The sequence below is a fragment of the Vibrio sp. MA40-2 genome, assembly GCF_047302445.1.
Lineage (GTDB): Bacteria > Pseudomonadota > Gammaproteobacteria > Enterobacterales > Vibrionaceae > Vibrio.
In genome coordinates this window covers 442,769-459,457 of the sequence record NZ_CP178627.1, presented here as the reverse complement: position 1 = coordinate 459,457, position 16,689 = coordinate 442,769, and the positions used below count along the sequence as shown (strand labels likewise).

The window sequence follows — 16,689 nt, the reverse complement described above, 5'->3', positions numbered from 1 at the left end:
TACCATCATTATTTTTGTGTGATGTGTGTCATAAAATATACAAGGCTCTGATTTGTTATTTTTTATAATTAAAGTCGTTATTTTACAATAATATATGTGTAAATTTGTCATAAAAAAATAAAGTTAAAAAAGTGTTACTGTTATTTCAATGTGATTTTTCTAGACTAGAGTGATATGAAAAGAGTGAAGATTGTGTGTTTTATCTCACATATTTTCTGTAAGTTGAGCGTACAAATGGTGAAATGAGATTGAGTGGTAAAGGATGAATAGTGTTTTTCATGGATTAATAGAAACTCTGTTAGAGGAAAGAGCTACGTTTAATCGCATATGGTTTGCCAGCGATAAGTTGACCCCTCCACAGTTTAGTTATCAAGTGAACTTTCCACGGCTAGAGTTAGTACTCAGTGGGGAATATATCAATCAAATTGAAGATCCCGAACAAGGGATCGTAAGTATCCAAGTCTTAGCGGGGGATGCGTTATACGTGCCGCCAAACTGCTGGAACAAACCCGATTGGAGTACCGATTGTTCGGTATTGAGTTTACTTTTTGGTAGACGGCAATTGGGTTTTAGTTTAGTTAGTAAACATAAAAATGAAGCTGGGTTTTTTGATGTACAGAAACACAGCATTCAAACTCGAACTGGCCATGCTATCGACCACATACTCGATGCATTGAATGCATTAGGTAGTGAAGCAAGAAAAAGCCCAATGGATGAACATTTGCTGTTGGCGCTTATGAGTTATGCCCAATCTATGATTTCAGATCCTGCTCATGCATCTAACAAGAGGGCAGATGATGTTTATCATGGGATATGTATCTATATTCAAGAGAATTTTCATAAAACGATTACGCGATCAAGTATTGCTGAACGTTTTAATATTTCGCCAAATCATCTTTCAAGGTTATTCCGCTTTCAAGGTCATATGACTTTGGCGGACTATATTACTTGGGTCCGAATTGATAGAGCTAAGTTTATGCTGCGACGTTACGACTTTCGATTGGCTGAGGTGGCCACTCGTTGTGGTTTTCAGGACGTGAACTATTTTTTTCGTGTGTTCAAAAATAAAACTGGTCACACGCCAAGTGAATACAGAAATAATGCATACTAGTTAAGATGGTTGCTGAGTGCGCGACATAACGTGTAATAAAATGGCTTTAAATGCCTCTGGCTCAACGGTTGATGTGAGCAAATGACAGAAATCGGCATCAATCAAACGACGAGTCAACTGGGTGCAAGCTTTAATTACCGCCATATTGGCAGGTTTGGGTATCAGCACAGCAATGATGGTATTGACGTCTCCTCTAGGTGAGTGCCAATTTATCGATGAATCTAGTTTCATCACTGCTAACGACGGCTGACTCACTCCCTCTATCATTACGTGGGGTAGTGCAATGCCATGACCAATATAAGTGGTAGCAATGGCTTCTCTTTTTAACATGGCATCAAATATCGGTTGAGCGTTCCGTGCATTGAGCATACTGCATAATTTGGACAGCAAAGCGTATTTTTCTATCGATTTGTCGGCAATGCTTTTATAACCGTAGGTGATAGAAAAAGGTAAAGAAAAAGTTGGGTGTGCACCGATAACGGAATAACTAAACTCTTCCGTTTTTCGATGGGCAGTATTAACAATTTCAAATTGATCGGCAATAAAATCCGTTAACACCATGCAAGCCAGTTCGGCGTCTGACCCTTCAATCCATAGTTGGCAAAGATGGTTTTTCTGACAAGCAATACTCATAACTTGTAAGGTATGTTCTGCATTGGCATGTGATTGATTGGAAATATTTTGAATGATAACAACCGAACGAAAATAACTAGAAAGCGTTTTTAAACGGTTTAGTTTCCATGCTGCGAATCCATCATTACCAATGATAAAGGTTATTCTTCTTTCTATTTGCATAAGTATTTTATTCGCATAATTATTTGATTCGTGTGAGCTATTTTATTTGCGTCAATCGTTCTATGTGGGTCAATCATTCTATTCGTATCAACAGGTTTATTTTTATTGGTATAAATCTATCATTTTCATATGAGCGACATTTAGAATGGCTACGAATTTAATTGCGCGATTAATAATAAGTAGTTCAGGTGGTTAGAGTTGCTGACAGCGACGTAACACCGAACTTGCGTCAGCGAGAACTTCTTCTATTGTGACACAATGTATTTTACTGCCAGTAAATCTTGTTCGTTGCTCTATTTCTATATCTGAAGCGATGAGCACTACATTTGCAGAAGCGATATCTGAGGCGCTCAGTAGATTTTCGATACCCATCGCACCTTGAGTTTCAACTTTTATTGGAATACTTTGTTTATGTGCTTCTTTTTGAAGTGCATCTGCGGCCATGTAAGTGTGAGCGATCCCTGTGGGACAGGCGGTTACTGCGACTATTTTCATTTTGTTGACTCACATTAGTAATTTGTTTATTCGAACGGTTAATTAAAGGGTAGTTTATAGCATACTTCTTTTCTGTGGGAGAGATTTGTCGTCTAGCAATTTAGATTAGATAGGTCTATTTTAGATCACTAGATTTTATATTGTCACCTTATCAAAGGTAATGGGTAAATTTAAGGGATAGCCATTAAAAGGAAAGCTAATGAAAAATATTGTTTGTTTAGATGGGTTTACGTTGAACCCTGGCGATAACCCTTGGGATGCGATTGAACAACTGGGTAATTTTGTCTGTTATGAGCGCACATTAGATGGCATTGAACAAACCATTGAAAGAGCAAGCAATGCGCACATTGTTTTAACCAATAAAACAATTATTAACCAGCAAGTTATAGACCAATGCCCTAACTTAGAATGTATTGCCGTGCTTGCTACTGGCTATAATGTGGTGGATTACCAGTATGCTAAGAAAAAAGGCATAGTAGTGGTAAATGTTCCACAATATGGCACTGATACTGTGGCAGAGATGACATTTGCCATGATTTTTCGTTTAGCGAGATCGATCGAACTAAATAGTCAGGACGTACGTGAGAATCTTGGCTGGACCAATAATATTGACTGGACCTATTGGTTAAATCCACAAATGGAACTTTCAGGTAAAACCATTGGTATTGTCGGTTTTGGAAATATTGGACGTCGCGTGGGCGAAATTGCCAGTGTTTTTAAAATGAACGTTCTTGCTTATGATAAGGCTTATAGTGTTTCTCCTGACTATCCACATCAATGCGTTGAATTAGACGAACTTCTGGCGAAGTCAGACATTGTTTCGCTTCATTGTCCTGTATTTGCGGATACGGAGAACATGATCAACGCCGATAAGTTAACCTTGATGAAAAATAGTGCGTTTTTAATTAATACCTCACGGGGCCAACTCGTTGTTGAGCAAGACCTTGCCAACGCCCTCAATAATGGCGTTATTTTTGGTGCAGGTCTAGATACTTTACAACACGAGCCTCCTGCGGAAAATAACCCACTATTGACTGCAAAAAATTGTGTAATTACACCGCATATTGCTTGGGCAACGCTGGACGCTAGAGCCCGTATCATGGCGACGGTAGCCGATAATGTGAAATGTTATCTCGACGGTAAGTTGCAGAATGTAATTAATGCATGAAGGACTAGCACTTGATGCTGACTGGATGAATAATAGAAAATTATGGAGAAATCGTGAAGATTTCTCTTTATCCTTAGCAAAATAGCCTGCCGATCGTATACTCACTGGGTTCTAACATTTATAAGGTCGAGTAGATTTGTCTATTTTTACTAAACTGTTTGTTTCGATATTACTCGTCAGTGTAGTCATGCTCGCAAGCATGGTGTGGTTAATTAATTCTAGCTTTCAACAAGGATTGCAAAATTATTTAAATAGTGAGGAAGTGGATAAAGCGCAATTAATAGCCGAAAAAGTTAAGAATTACTATTCTCCCACTTATGGTTGGCAACGACTCAATTCTGCGCCATATTTATGGGCGAGTATTTTGACTCAATTTGGCGAGGCACCGCCACCCAGAAATAGGCAGTTAAGCGAACATCCGCCTCGACCAGAAAGAAGAAGGCCAAACGATACTCATCCCCCTGAACCTGATTTTGAATTGTCAAAAGAAACCATGGTAAATCTGGAACAGAAAGATTCTGTTTTAGTGCCTCTGAGTGTCAGAACGAATTTATTTGACGTGGATGGACGTTCACTTTTTGGCCTTGAAGAGAACCTACATTATGATCAGCAACGTTTTAAGCAAGTTAGAGTTGATATTATTGCTGACGACAAGTTGGTAGGTTGGATTACCGTACTGCAAAGTAAAAGTATTTCTGGAAATTTAGCGGAAAGTTTCTTTCATGAACAGACTAAATATACCGTTACAGTCGCGGTGCTCGCAGTGTTCTTTTCCTTTATTATCGCTTTTTTCTTAGTCAGGCATTTTCTTAACCCACTGAAAGCATTGCATGAAGGGGCGAAGGCTATCGAACAGGGGAACTTGGATGTTCATATTGAATCTAAAAGTTCAGATGAACTGTCCGCCCTGACAACAGCATTTAATCAGCTAGCGATGTCGTTAAAAAAACAGCAAATAGATAGACAGCAGTGGTTATCTGATATTTCTCATGAACTAAGAACCCCAATTGCGGTATTACGCAGTGAAATTGAAGCGATACAAGATGGCATTCGTAAGCCTGAACCCAAACGGATAGCATCGTTACACCAACAAACGATGACCTTAGGTAAATTAGTCAATGACTTGTATGAGTTGTCTATCTCTGATTCTGGTGTGAATTTTGATCTAAAACCTATCGACAATGTTGTAGAAATATTAACCGATGTGGTTAATCAAAATGAACTTAGGTGCAGACATAATCAACTAGTAGTGAATTTGCGTTGTAACGTAAATAACAAGGTTTCATTAGTGGGTGATAGTCAATCTCTTAAACAGTTGTTCTTAAACATAGTGGAAAATAGCATCAGATATACCGATGCTCCCGGCAATATTGTCATTAGCATTACTCAATATGAGCACAATATCAAAATAGTATTTGAAGACAGTTTACCCGGTGTTCCAGATAACGCTTTACCAAAACTGTTTGACCGATTATATCGAGTAGACAAATCTCGAAGTCGGGCGAGTGGTGGCTCAGGCATAGGATTATCTATCTGTAAAAATATCGTCAAAGCACACAATGGCACGATTCAAGCTAGTCATGCGTCAATAGGCGGCGTAAGAATAGAAATAACGTTACCAACACAAAATAGTTACTCATGATGGAAAACAGTAAAAATGCAAAGTAGTAGATCAGTTTTAGTTGTGGAAGATGAATTAACATTAGCCAACGTTCTGTGTGAATATGTAAATCATTCGGGAATGGTTGCCCATCATATTGATAATGGAGGCGAGGTAATTGATTGGGTGAAAAAACATCATCCCGACCTTATTGTTTTAGATTTGATGTTACCTATCCGTGATGGGTTAGATATTTATCGGGAACTTAGAACTTTCTCTAGCGTACCCGTTATTATGGCAACGGCGAGAGTAGATGAAATCGACCGTTTATTAGGATTAGAACTAGGTGCAGATGACTATATTTGCAAACCTTATAGCCCAAGAGAAGTGATTGCCAGAATCAAAAATGTATTGAGACGTAGCAATGGATCATTACAACCCGAAGCGGAAACTAAGTTGACGATTAATGTTGAAAAAATGAAAGTAATACTGAATGGCTCTGAACTGTGTTTAACGCCAGCCGAATTTAAATTACTTAATTTTCTTTTTCAGCGCGAAGGACAAATATTCAGCCGAGAACAACTGATGGACCGAATATATGATGATGGCAGAGTCGTAACGGATAGAACCATTGACAGCCATATAAAGAATTTACGTAAGAAAATGCTAGAGATAGATAAAGAATGTGATTACATAAAATCTATTTATGGCATCGGTTATAAATTTGAATTTACTTGGTAAATTGGTTTAATCAATAAATTTAATTCTTAGTGTTTAACTTCACTATTGCTCCACATTTTCTCCTCTATTTATTTTTATACTTTATCCATAAAAAATATCATAGCGAGAATTAAGATGGCGAGTAAAGTAGTGGTGTTCAAGGTTAATTTAAGTATCGTGATGTTGGGGATTAGCTCGTTGTCTGCTGATGTTGTTGCTAATACTATGGGTAACGTTGCACCTAGTATTAATAAGTTAGCGGTGAATTTGACATATCCTATTGTTGATACCAATCAAAATCTCTGCTTTTCCACCTCTGAGCCACTAGAAAAATGCCCTTCTCGAGGCCAAAACAACGTCGGCCAAGATGCTCAATATCAAGGTTTTGTCGCTAGTTATACCGAAAATCACGATGGAACGGTGACAGATAACAATACCCGTTTAATGTGGTCTCAGACGGTAGATATAAACAGTGATGGTAAAATTAATATCGCCGATAAATTAAGCTACCAAGAGGCTCAAACCTATGTGATGCAACTTAAGTTATCAGGATATAACGATTGGCGACTTCCAACCATTAAAGAGCTGTATTCATTAATACTATTTGATGGTGAAGATCCGAGTGGATTGAATACCCAAAATAGCGTGTCTATTATTCCATTTATTGACCAATCGGTGTTTGGTTTTAATTCTGGCGATACACAATCGGGTGAACGTTTAATAGATTCACAATATGTCACTAGTACCAAATATGTATCTACTACTATGAATGGAGATGAAACGGTATTTGGCGTCAATTTTATTGACGGTAGGATAAAAGGTTACGGTTTAAAAGCCAGAGATGGCGGAGCTAAAAAATTCTATGTTTTAGCCGTTCGGGGTAATATTGACTACGGTATTAATGCGTTTATCGATAATGGAGATCAAACAGTTTCAGATAATGCGACAGGGTTAATTTGGCAAAAAAGCGATAGTGGGATGGCAATGAATTGGCCTGTTGCGCTTTCATATTGTGAAAACTTAACGTTAGCAAATAGAAGTGATTGGCGTTTACCGAATGTAAAAGAACTGCAGTCTATCGTAGACTATTCTCGATCACCTGACACCACAAATAGTCCCGCAATCAATTCAATTTTTAATTTTAGCTCGATCCTTAATGAAAATGACCAGTTTGATTATGCCAATTATTGGTCCAGTACCACGCATAAGAATTTAAAAAATGGTAGAAATGCCACCTATATCGCGTTTGGACGATCATTAGGATTTATGCAAGGCCGTTGGATAGATGTTCATGGTGCAGGATCTCAGCGAAGTGATCCTAAAGTAGGTAATGCATCTCAATATCCTACCGGTCATGGGCCGCAAGGCGATGCAATACGAATCAATAACTATGCCCGTTGTGTCACTGGGGGACAAGCGACTTTTGTTCAATCGCCGAAATTCATTCAACGTAGAGGTAAAGTTTTTTCTTCTATCCAGATGGAAGGCAATGGTCCTCATATTAACAAGGAAAGTCCCCACACCAGTAATGGGCTGCCTAGTATGGGGATGAGTAAGCTATCGCACGGTTCTCGACCTAATAGAGCAATGAAACCTGATGATTTGTTCGCCTCTATGGACACCAATAATGATGGTTACCTATCACCACAGGAGCTAAAAGGACCACTAGCTAAAGATTTTACAAAGATAGATAGCAACGGTGATGGGCTAATTAGCAAGGATGAGATACCAGAGCCTAAAAATAGATCAAAATAACGCATAAGGTATTTTGTTAATAATTAATCCAATAAATCAGATTGTTACTGACGAAAAATCAGTTGTATATTCACGTTTATTGTATTGTACTATTTGCTGATAGTAGGTTAGCTTTATGGCTAAACCATACTAAAACTATAATGCTAGGCTAGATAAATAATGCTAGGTGGACGCTAGGTGCAATACTTAAAAATTAAACAAACGATTGTTGAGCAAATTGATACTGGCTTGTTAGTGGCAGGGCAAAAATTACCAACAGAAAGAAAGTTTGCAGAATTGTTTTCAACCACACGAGTAACGCTTAGAGAAGCTCTCTCTTTACTAGAAGCGGAAGGTAAGATTTATCGTGAAGACCGACGTGGGTGGTTTATTTCACCACAACCGCTGCGTTACGATTTAGGGAGAATGACCAGTTTCTACGAGATGGCAAGAGCACAGAATAGAGCCCCCAGTACAAAGCTTATCTCATCGATAAAAGGGCTAGCAAATAATCAAGCCTCGCTTTTACTACAGTTAACACCGTTTAGTGATTGCTATTCAATTGAGCAACTACACTATATGGAAAATAGGCCAGTAGCTTTTGTTATTAATCATATTAAACCTGAGCTATGTCCTAATCTTCTTAATTGTGATTTAACCACGTCATTGACTAATGTATTGATACATGAGTACGGTGTTATTCAACATCAAAGCCAGTTTCGCGTGAGTTCTACTTCTTTGTTTGGAAATATAGCGCAAGCCCTTAGAGCAACGCCTGGTACATTAGCTACTCAAATTGAACGCATTAATTACGATAAAGATAAACAGATTATTGACTGTGCTGTCGAGTATTGGCGACATGATGCTATTTGTATCGAATCACTGGTTATACTCAGCCAGAGTTAAATTATAACCAGTGAAATAGCGAGAACCGAAAAGGTTACTGAGTATTATTTTACAGCAAAGTTAATGATCGAATGAATGGGCCCTAACGATAATGTTACCTATCTACTAGGGCGGGTTTTATTGTATAGACTGTTTTGTTGTACAAACTATTCTATTATACAAACTGTGCGATCGGTTTTTCTAATCAAGACGATTTATTGTTTTGCTTCTCTGTCGTGACGTCCTTCATAGTATTCCCATTGCTCGTATTTTTCATCTTCAGAGAATACACAGTACATGACACGAGCTTCGCTCTCATTGAAAGCCATTAATTCCCCTTTTTGCTGAACACAATAGACTGACGCTGGATTAGAAATTTGATCATAACCTTCTACATCGTATCCGTCTGGCTCACTTGAACAAGCGGTAAGGGTTAAAAGTAGCGTAAAACTAACTGACCAACCGAGTTTATTCATCTGTTTTTCTCCAAAAAATGGTTGAGTTTTAATTTAATCTTTTTCCCAAACTAAGTGTAGAAGAATTTTACGAAAATTTGTTGTTTAAACAATATATTGCTGAAAAAAACAGATATAACGTTAGTTGATATAAACAAATTAGATGAATGTGTTAGCATACTAGCCCCAAAAGCCTTTCACTACTGAAAACAATTATATATGAGACATATCCATACTCAAATTCACTCTGAGATAAATCACTTAGAAGATAAGACAATATACCAACGTCGTAGTGCCAGAGCCATTGTGCTTGATGGTAATAATATTCTAATGCTGTATACAGAAAGGTACCATGACTACACCATCCCTGGTGGAGGCTTAGATAATGGTGAAGATGTTATTACCGGATTAGTGAGAGAGCTTAAAGAAGAAACTGGAGCGAACAATGTTCATGATATAAAACCTTACGGCATTTATGAAGAGTACCGACCTTGGCACAAAGATGATGCCAATGTAATGCACCAAATTTCTTTTTGTTATACATGTAAAATAGACCAACAATTGGGTAAAACGGCACTTGAAGATCATGAAATAAACAACGGCATGAAACCTGTTTGGATTAACATTCATGAAGCAATTGCTCATAATGAGAAGACTATGTTGAATAATCCAAAGAAAGGTATGAGTATAGAAAGGGAAACGTTTTTACTAAAATTAATAGTTAAAGAATTGTTATAGCCTATTTATTTAGTGAATAAGATGGTAATAAAGTCTTATCAGCATCACACAACTTTGACCGTTTACATACCTTTACAGCGAATTCTTGACACAAGATCGCAAAAAACTTGCACAAAATTGGCAATGAGGTAGATACTATATCAGTATAATTATTGAACAATCTGACTAATTATTGTTTCTAAATATTTAACCTAGTAATGAATTCAGATTAATTAATTGTTATGAGGTCAGATATGAAAAAATTATTGATAACTATTACCATTGTTATATTAAGCATCTTCGCTTTAGTTTTTAGCCTTTTATTCGCTATTCCATTAACGTTCTTAGCTCTTATTACAGGAATAAAGATAAAAAATAATCTTGAGCCAGAGTATATTAACAATAGAAAGTATGTTTTTATTGACGGAGAGTATCATGATATTTCTGGTAAATAAGATGCTCTAGTTAATCCAATTTGAATAATTCGGGTCAACTAATAATTATAATTAACTGGGATGGAAATTAAACAGGTGAGCAGTAGCCAGTATTATAACTTCCCATTTTAATCCTCAATTGTTGGTCTGGAATGGATTAGTCTGGTTTTATCAACAATACCTGCTGTGTGCTGATGTTTCACTACATATCAAATTCATTTGATATTTTCTCAAAATACCCAATATTCCTGACATTTTGCCTTGTCTGATATTAAGTTAACTACCGACAAAATAGTATTTAGCACTTTCCATGACGTACAAAGCGTGTTGTAAATAATACTAAGGCGGTGTTGTGATTTGTGTTTAATAGTTAAGCATTTGCGTGTTTAATAACTTAATAATTTCAGATTAGCACTCGTGTTTTTTGGATTGGATACCGACGTTGTGGAAGAATCAAAAAAAGGTAACAAAGGGTTAATTAACTTTGGTATGGAAGTTGTTCCTGTTTTGGATAAACAAGATGGGAAATTCTAGTGAGTACAATAGAACTGAGATATTTTTAGTTATAACAAAAGGCGAACCAAATGGTTCGCCTTTTGTTATTCAAGTTAGTTTCCAACTTAGTTATCGGTTTCCAACTCGGTTATCACAGTTTCCAACTTGGTTATCTGTGATCAATCAATTTGTCATTACTCATACTCACTAATGCTAGGGCAAGAGCAGACCAAATTACGATCACCAAACACGTTGTCGACACGGTTTACCGTTGGCCAATATTTAGAGGCTTTGGTTTGTTTGGTCGGGAAACAGGCGATTTCGCGTGAGTAAGGTCGGTCCCATTCATCAGTTGATAGATCAACTTGAGTATGAGGCGCATTTACTAATGGGTTGTTATCTAGTGGCCACTCCCCATTTTTAACTTGATCCATCTCTTCACGAATGGCGATCATTGCGTCACAGAACCTATCCAATTCTTGCAAATCTTCTGACTCTGTCGGTTCAATCATTAGCGTGCCTGCGACTGGGAATGACATCGTTGGTGCATGGAAACCGTAATCCATTAAACGTTTTGCAATGTCTTCTTCACTAATACCTGTCGCTTCTTTTAGAGGACGAATATCAATAATACATTCGTGCGCCACACGCTCATTAGTGCCACGATAAAGAACAGGATAGTGCGGAGCCAAGCGTTCCATGACGTAGTTTGCGTTCAGAATAGCCACTTTCGTCGCTTGAGTTAGACCTTGTTCGCCCATCATTGCAATATACGCCCAAGAGATAGGTAAAATAGAAGCACTACCCATATCAGCAGCCGATACTGCAAAGTCATCGCCTTCTAGGCCACCTTCAATATGTCCTGGAAGAAATGGTGCTAAATGCGATTTAACGCCAATAGGTCCCATACCAGGGCCACCACCACCGTGCGGAATACAGAACGTTTTATGTAGGTTCAAGTGTGAAACATCCGAACCGATAAAGCCCGGTGTGGTTAAGCCCACTTGTGCATTCATGTTAGCACCATCAAGGTAAACCTGTCCGCCAGCGTCATGTACCATGTCGCAAACTAATTGTACCTGTTCTTCGTACACGCCATGAGTGGAAGGGTAGGTGATCATAATGCTAGACAGATTATCGCGATGTTTTTCAATTTTTTCAGCTAGATCTTGAATATCAATATTACCAGCTTCGTCGCACTTAACCACAACCACTTTCATAGAAACCATAGAGGCAGTGGCAGGGTTGGTTCCGTGCGCTGAGCTTGGGATAAGACAGACGTTACGGTGTGCATCGCCACGGCTTTGGTGATAACGTTGGATAGCGATTAATCCAGTATATTCGCCAGATGCACCGGAGTTAGGTTGGAGAGAAAACTCATCGTAACCAGTAATTTCACACAACATGGTCTTAAGCGATTCAGCCAGTTTACTGTACCCCTTAGTTTGCTCTTTAGGAGCAAATGGGTGCAGTGACCCAAATTCTGGCCAAGTAACAGGGATCATCTCAGCAACCGCATTGAGTTTCATGGTACAACTGCCCAGTGGGATCATGCCATGGGTCAAGGAGAAATCTTTGTTTTCGAGTTGTTTGAGGTAACGCATCATTTGCGTTTCGCTATGGTATGTATTGAATACCGGATGGGTTAGAAAACTCGATTCACGACGACACGCTTCTGAAATTGCACCAAATTCATCCTCTGCAATTGAACCAGAAATCGCATTCACATCTTGTTTAATATCGAAGATAGCAAATAAATCGTTAATATCTTGAGTCGTTGTTGTTTCATCAAAGCTAACACCTAACTTGCTATCAAACTTACGTAGGTTGATGCCCATAGAAAGTGCTTGATTATATAGTGCTTCTGTCTTATCTCCGGTTTCGATAGTAACGGTATCGAAAAAGCTTTGATTGCTAAGTTTGTAGTCGGCACTTTTTAAGCCTGATGCTAGAACAGCCGTTAGGTGATGAGTGCGGCGCGCGATGGTTTTTAGCCCTTCACTACCATGGAATACGGCATAGAAAGAGGCCATATTGGCCAATAATGCTTGAGCGGTGCAAATATTAGACGTCGCTTTTTCACGACGAATATGTTGTTCGCGAGTTTGCATTGCCATGCGCAATGCTTGATTGCCTTTTGAATCAATAGAAACACCAATAACTCGCCCAGGCATAGTTCGTTTATGCTTATCTTTGGTTGCCATAAACGCGGCATGAGGACCACCGTACCCCATTGGCACACCAAAGCGCTGTGCACTACCGATAACAACATCGGCGCCCATTTCACCAGCAGGCTTAATCAGGGTAGAGGCCAATAGATCAGTTGCAACAGTAACCAATGTTTTATTGGCTTGTGCCGCTGAGATAACATCCGTTAAGTCAATGACTTCCCCAGTAGTCGAAGGGTATTGTAGTAGGGCACCAAATGCATCTTGCTCGGCAAGTGAATCAATTGAGCCTATTACCACGTCAAAACCAATAAACGCAGCACGAGTTTTTACCACTTCTATGGTTTGTGGGTGAACGTCATCTGCCACAAAGAAGGTTTTGCTTTTGTTTTTACCTGCTCGTTTACATAAGGTCATGGCTTCGCCAGCAGCGGTTGCTTCATCAAGTAATGATGCATTAGCAATTTCCATTGCAGTTAAATCCATCACCATTTGCTGATAATTTAACAAGGCTTCTAAACGACCTTGTGAAATTTCTGGTTGGTAAGGGGTATAAGCCGTATACCAACCTGGGTTTTCAAGTACATTACGTAAAATAACATTAGGTACAAAGGTGTTGTAATAGCCTTGGCCGATAAAGGTACGTTTAACCTGATTAAGTTGCGCGATCTGTTTTAGCTCAACCAACATATCAGATTCACTCATTGGCGCATCAAGTGACAAAGGGTTAGGCAAACGAATACTTTGTGGAACGGTTTGATCGATTAACTGCTCTAGGCTGTCTAAACCCATTGTTTGCAGCATTTTTTGCTGATCAACGCTATTCGGACCGTTGTGGCGAGAAACGAATTCGTTTTGTGTGCTTAGCTTTTGAAGTAGTTGTGTCATTTCCTTTGTACCTTATGAAAAAGCTGCCCATGGCTGACAGCTTTTTGTTAAATTTTGCCTAATTACTTTATCTATACTTGCAAATTACTCGTCTTCAATACTGCTTAGGTATTCTTCAGCGTCGGTTAGCGCATCTAATTCCGCTGCATCAGACATCTTAATTTTTGCAATCCAACCGCCTTCATATGGTTCTTCGTTAATCAGTTCTGGGCTATCTTCCAGCTCTTCGTTTACTTCAACGATTTCACCAGTTATTGGAGTATAAATATCAGACGCCGCTTTAACTGATTCTACTAAAGAAAAACTTTCACCCGCTTCAACTTCACTTTCTACTTCTGGTAAGTCAACGAAAACCACATCACCGAGCATTTGTTGTGCGTGGTCTGAGATACCAATAGTCACAGTACCGTCACCATTGTCTTTAACCCATTCATGGCTTTCTGTAAACTTGAGGGTGTTGTCCATTTCTTTGTCTCCAAATATGTTTGTGTCGATAATTATAAAACTGGTCTATACAAAATGTTGTCATTTATGACTGAGAATTTGATTGAAACGCAACCGTTTGCTTCGCTTGTGGCTATTGCGCTTGCATAGCCGTAACATAACCATTGTTTTTACAATAATCAATTAAAATTTCCAATAGGAAACATAATTTCGTATTGTTAGATAAATGGCTGTTAAAATTTGGCCGTTTCCTTATTCGTAAGCGTCATGTAACAATAACGCAGCATGTTAACCAGAGTATGAAGAAAAGATGTCAATAGAAAACTTAGATGAGTACCCGTCTATCAAGCTAGAAAAGCAAGGTGAGAAAGAGACAATCGAGCCATTAAAGCTGGGACAGAAGATCAAAGATATCCGTTCAAACTTAGGCATTACACTTGAAGAAGCCAGCCAGCGCACTGGTTTGGCGCGTTCTACTCTGTCTAAAATTGAAAACGAACAAATTTCTCCGACCTTTCAAGCAATGCAAAAGCTTGCATCTGGATTGCAAATTGATATGCCGCAGCTGTTTGAACCGCCAAAATCGAGCATGGCGACAGGGCGTAGAGATCTGACTAAACAAGGGCAAGGCAAACCTCACCCAACACCTACTTATGAACATGAGCTGTTAGCAACTCAGCTTACTCATAAAAAAATGATGCCGTTCAAAAGTAGAATTCGAACCAGAGAAATTACTGATTTTGCTGATTGGGTTAGACATGATGGTGAAGAGTTTTTACTTATTCTAGAAGGCGAAGTGACGTTATTTACTGAATATTACGAGCCTATAAATCTCAAGCAAGGTGATAGCGCTTACTATGATGCGAATATGGGCCATATGTTAACGTCAGTGAGTGAGGAAGATGCGTTAATCCTTTGGGTTACGGCAAAGTAAGCTATGTAATGTCGCTTAGTAGGCTCGTTTTATTTGCGTTACAGATGAAATTAACAGGTGATAAATCTAAAACAATCTGCTATTAATGCCCCATATAGTAAATAATGTTTATTATTGGAAACAGTTCGGTTTGTGACCGTGTACCAGTCTAACGATTAAAATCTTTATGGAGAAAGAAATGTCCGATTTACATAAGACCCCGCTATATGAATTGCATATTGAAGCGGGCGCGAAGATGGTTCCTTTTGCTGGCTATGAAATGCCGGTTCAGTATCCACTTGGTGTAAAAAAAGAACATTTACATACTCGAGCGTCAGCGGGTCTTTTTGATGTTTCTCATATGGGACAACTCCGTTTAAAAGGTAATAACCGAGCTAAGGTGCTTGAATCATTAGTTCCTGTAGACATTATTGATCTACCTGCTGGAAAACAGCGTTATGCCTTTTTTACTAATGAGCAAGGCGGTATTTTAGATGACTTGATGGTGACTAATTTTTCTGATCATCTATTTGTGGTTGTTAATGCCGCATGCAAAGAACAAGATATTGCGCATCTACAAGCTCATTTGACCGATGAGGTTGAGCTAGAACTAATTGAAGATCGAGCACTCTTAGCCTTGCAAGGACCGAAAGCCGCGCAAATCTTGGCATCTATTGAACCTTCTGTTGCTGATATGGTTTTTATGGATGCTAAAATAGTGCAATTAAATGGCGTTGAGTGCTATGTAAGCCGCTCCGGCTATACCGGCGAAGATGGCTACGAAATTTCGGTGCCTGCGGAAAACGCTCCAGCATTAGCGAAACAATTGACCGAAATGGACGGTGTAGAGTGGATCGGGTTGGGAGCTCGCGATTCTTTACGCCTAGAATGTGGTTTATGTTTGTATGGGCATGATTTAGACACAACAACAACGCCTGTAGAAGCGAGTTTGCTTTGGGGTATTAGTAAATGTCGTCGCCAAGATGGTGAAAGAGCGGGTGGCTTTCCTGGTGCTGAGATTATTCTTCAACAGATCGCTACTAAAGATGTACAGCGTAAACGCGTTGGTTTAGTTGGTCAAACCAAAGCGCCAGTACGCGAAGGTTGTAAACTGTTTGACGCGCGAGATAATGAAATTGGTGTTGTAACCAGTGGTACAGCAGGCCCGAGTGCTGGAATGCCCGTATCTATGGGGTATGTACAAATAGATTACACCGCTGTAGATACAGAAGTTTTTGCTGAAGTTCGTGGTAAGAAACTACCGATGATTGTGAGTAAAATGCCATTTGTCGCACAAAGTTACTATAGAGGCTAAACGTTACTATAGAGGCTAAACGTTACCATAGAGGCTAGCTGTAACATTAGTCGTGTTATATTGGCAGAGTGTCACCGTTACTGGTGACACTCTTTTGCTATAAATATCGATACAGCGTCAACCGCATTTTGCCATTTTTCCTTTCAAAAAACCTTTTTAACATAATATCGCTATTCTCATCTTCTGTTTTTTAAGTTAGTGTCAGTGCTGGTTCTACTTATGTAAGATAAAAAACACGATATGCTCTCGCTGTTTTATCTTAACAAAAGTGTAATATATTCAATTAACTATCTTTTATTGAATGACACTAGACAGCAAGGCAATAAGGTCTTCTAAATAAGTACTAAATCTA

At 38.8% G+C, this 16,689-nt stretch carries 15 protein-coding genes; 10 read left to right on the top strand and 5 right to left on the bottom strand.

What is annotated here, in order from left to right; all coding sequences use genetic code 11:
• The first annotated feature begins 262 nt into the window (after positions 1 to 262).
• Complete coding sequence (locus tag ACLKML_RS01920) at positions 263 to 1,111, top strand: helix-turn-helix transcriptional regulator (protein WP_413283406.1); 849 nt, start codon at positions 263 to 265, stop codon at positions 1,109 to 1,111.
• Here the strand turns inward: ACLKML_RS01920 and ACLKML_RS01915 are convergent, their stop codons facing one another.
• Entirely contained in the window at positions 1,112 to 1,906 is a 795-nt protein-coding gene (locus tag ACLKML_RS01915) for a PTS sugar transporter subunit IIA (protein WP_413283405.1), read from the bottom strand.
• Between the two features lie 192 nt (positions 1,907 to 2,098).
• The gene (locus ACLKML_RS01910) at positions 2,099 to 2,401 is read right to left on the bottom strand and encodes a PTS fructose transporter subunit IIB (protein WP_413283404.1); all 303 of its coding nucleotides are present in this window, start codon (positions 2,399 to 2,401) and stop codon (positions 2,099 to 2,101) included.
• A gap of 199 nt (positions 2,402 to 2,600) precedes the next feature.
• Between ACLKML_RS01910 and ACLKML_RS01905 the strand changes: the two genes are divergently transcribed.
• From ACLKML_RS01905 to ACLKML_RS01885, 5 genes are all read left to right on the top strand, one after another.
• On the top strand, positions 2,601 to 3,569 hold the full coding sequence (locus ACLKML_RS01905) for a D-2-hydroxyacid dehydrogenase (RefSeq protein ID WP_413283403.1): 969 nt from the start codon (positions 2,601 to 2,603) through the stop codon (positions 3,567 to 3,569).
• A gap of 136 nt (positions 3,570 to 3,705) precedes the next feature.
• Positions 3,706 to 5,211 (top strand): ATP-binding protein, encoded by a 1,506-nt coding sequence (locus ACLKML_RS01900; RefSeq protein ID WP_413283402.1) that lies wholly within the window; start codon positions 3,706 to 3,708, stop codon positions 5,209 to 5,211.
• 15 nt (positions 5,212 to 5,226) lie between these two features.
• Complete coding sequence (locus tag ACLKML_RS01895) at positions 5,227 to 5,910, top strand: response regulator (protein WP_413283401.1); 684 nt, start codon at positions 5,227 to 5,229, stop codon at positions 5,908 to 5,910.
• A gap of 114 nt (positions 5,911 to 6,024) precedes the next feature.
• Positions 6,025 to 7,644, top strand: coding sequence for a DUF1566 domain-containing protein (locus ACLKML_RS01890; protein WP_413283400.1), 1,620 nt, complete (start codon positions 6,025 to 6,027; stop codon positions 7,642 to 7,644).
• Positions 7,645 to 7,821: 177 nt separating this feature from the next.
• Positions 7,822 to 8,529, top strand: a complete 708-nt coding sequence (locus ACLKML_RS01885) for a UTRA domain-containing protein (RefSeq protein WP_413283399.1) — start codon at positions 7,822 to 7,824, stop codon at positions 8,527 to 8,529.
• A gap of 194 nt (positions 8,530 to 8,723) precedes the next feature.
• On the opposite strand, the gene ACLKML_RS01880 is transcribed toward ACLKML_RS01885, so the two are convergent.
• Entirely contained in the window at positions 8,724 to 8,984 is a 261-nt protein-coding gene (locus ACLKML_RS01880; RefSeq protein WP_413283398.1) for a DUF333 domain-containing protein, read from the bottom strand.
• A gap of 198 nt (positions 8,985 to 9,182) precedes the next feature.
• Between ACLKML_RS01880 and ACLKML_RS01875 the strand changes: the two genes are divergently transcribed.
• Positions 9,183 to 9,701 (top strand): NUDIX hydrolase, encoded by a 519-nt coding sequence (locus tag ACLKML_RS01875; protein ID WP_413283397.1) that lies wholly within the window; start codon positions 9,183 to 9,185, stop codon positions 9,699 to 9,701.
• A 233-nt stretch (positions 9,702 to 9,934) separates the two neighbouring features.
• Positions 9,935 to 10,135: a hypothetical protein gene (locus ACLKML_RS01870; RefSeq protein WP_413283396.1), complete on the top strand. Its 201-nt coding sequence runs from the start codon at positions 9,935 to 9,937 to the stop codon at positions 10,133 to 10,135.
• 668 nt (positions 10,136 to 10,803) lie between these two features.
• On the opposite strand, the gene gcvP is transcribed toward ACLKML_RS01870, so the two are convergent.
• Positions 10,804 to 13,665: an aminomethyl-transferring glycine dehydrogenase gene (gcvP, locus tag ACLKML_RS01865; RefSeq protein ID WP_413283395.1), complete on the bottom strand. Its 2,862-nt coding sequence runs from the start codon at positions 13,663 to 13,665 to the stop codon at positions 10,804 to 10,806.
• Positions 13,666 to 13,749: 84 nt separating this feature from the next.
• Positions 13,750 to 14,130, bottom strand: a complete 381-nt coding sequence (gene gcvH / locus ACLKML_RS01860) for a glycine cleavage system protein GcvH (protein ID WP_413283394.1) — start codon at positions 14,128 to 14,130, stop codon at positions 13,750 to 13,752.
• A gap of 289 nt (positions 14,131 to 14,419) precedes the next feature.
• On the opposite strand from gcvH, the gene ACLKML_RS01855 reads away from it, so the two are divergent.
• Together ACLKML_RS01855 and gcvT are read left to right on the top strand one after the other, a co-directional pair.
• A complete protein-coding gene (locus tag ACLKML_RS01855; RefSeq protein WP_317716174.1) occupies positions 14,420 to 15,043 on the top strand; it encodes an XRE family transcriptional regulator in 624 nt (207 codons plus the stop codon).
• A 178-nt stretch (positions 15,044 to 15,221) separates the two neighbouring features.
• Entirely contained in the window at positions 15,222 to 16,337 is a 1,116-nt protein-coding gene (gene gcvT, locus ACLKML_RS01850) for a glycine cleavage system aminomethyltransferase GcvT (RefSeq protein ID WP_413283393.1), read from the top strand.
• Positions 16,338 to 16,689: the final 352 nt, after the last annotated feature.

What these genes read in the sequence shown, in the direction of transcription:
- ACLKML_RS01920 (WP_413283406.1), top strand. Translation starts at nt 263, where the DNA reads ATGAATAGTGTTTTTCATGGATTAATAGAAACTCTGTTAGAGGAAAGA.
- ACLKML_RS01875 (WP_413283397.1), top strand. Translation starts at nt 9,183, where the DNA reads ATGAGACATATCCATACTCAAATTCACTCTGAGATAAATCACTTAGAA.
- ACLKML_RS01905 (WP_413283403.1), top strand. Translation starts at nt 2,601, where the DNA reads ATGAAAAATATTGTTTGTTTAGATGGGTTTACGTTGAACCCTGGCGAT.
- ACLKML_RS01910 (WP_413283404.1), bottom strand. Translation starts at nt 2,401, where the DNA reads ATGAAAATAGTCGCAGTAACCGCCTGTCCCACAGGGATCGCTCACACT.
- ACLKML_RS01870 (WP_413283396.1), top strand. Translation starts at nt 9,935, where the DNA reads ATGAAAAAATTATTGATAACTATTACCATTGTTATATTAAGCATCTTC.
- ACLKML_RS01855 (WP_317716174.1), top strand. Translation starts at nt 14,420, where the DNA reads ATGTCAATAGAAAACTTAGATGAGTACCCGTCTATCAAGCTAGAAAAG.
- ACLKML_RS01895 (WP_413283401.1), top strand. Translation starts at nt 5,227, where the DNA reads ATGCAAAGTAGTAGATCAGTTTTAGTTGTGGAAGATGAATTAACATTA.
- gcvT (WP_413283393.1), top strand. Translation starts at nt 15,222, where the DNA reads ATGTCCGATTTACATAAGACCCCGCTATATGAATTGCATATTGAAGCG.
- ACLKML_RS01890 (WP_413283400.1), top strand. Translation starts at nt 6,025, where the DNA reads ATGGCGAGTAAAGTAGTGGTGTTCAAGGTTAATTTAAGTATCGTGATG.
- ACLKML_RS01915 (WP_413283405.1), bottom strand. Translation starts at nt 1,906, where the DNA reads ATGCAAATAGAAAGAAGAATAACCTTTATCATTGGTAATGATGGATTC.
- ACLKML_RS01880 (WP_413283398.1), bottom strand. Translation starts at nt 8,984, where the DNA reads ATGAATAAACTCGGTTGGTCAGTTAGTTTTACGCTACTTTTAACCCTT.
- gcvH (WP_413283394.1), bottom strand. Translation starts at nt 14,130, where the DNA reads ATGGACAACACCCTCAAGTTTACAGAAAGCCATGAATGGGTTAAAGAC.
- gcvP (WP_413283395.1), bottom strand. Translation starts at nt 13,665, where the DNA reads ATGACACAACTACTTCAAAAGCTAAGCACACAAAACGAATTCGTTTCT.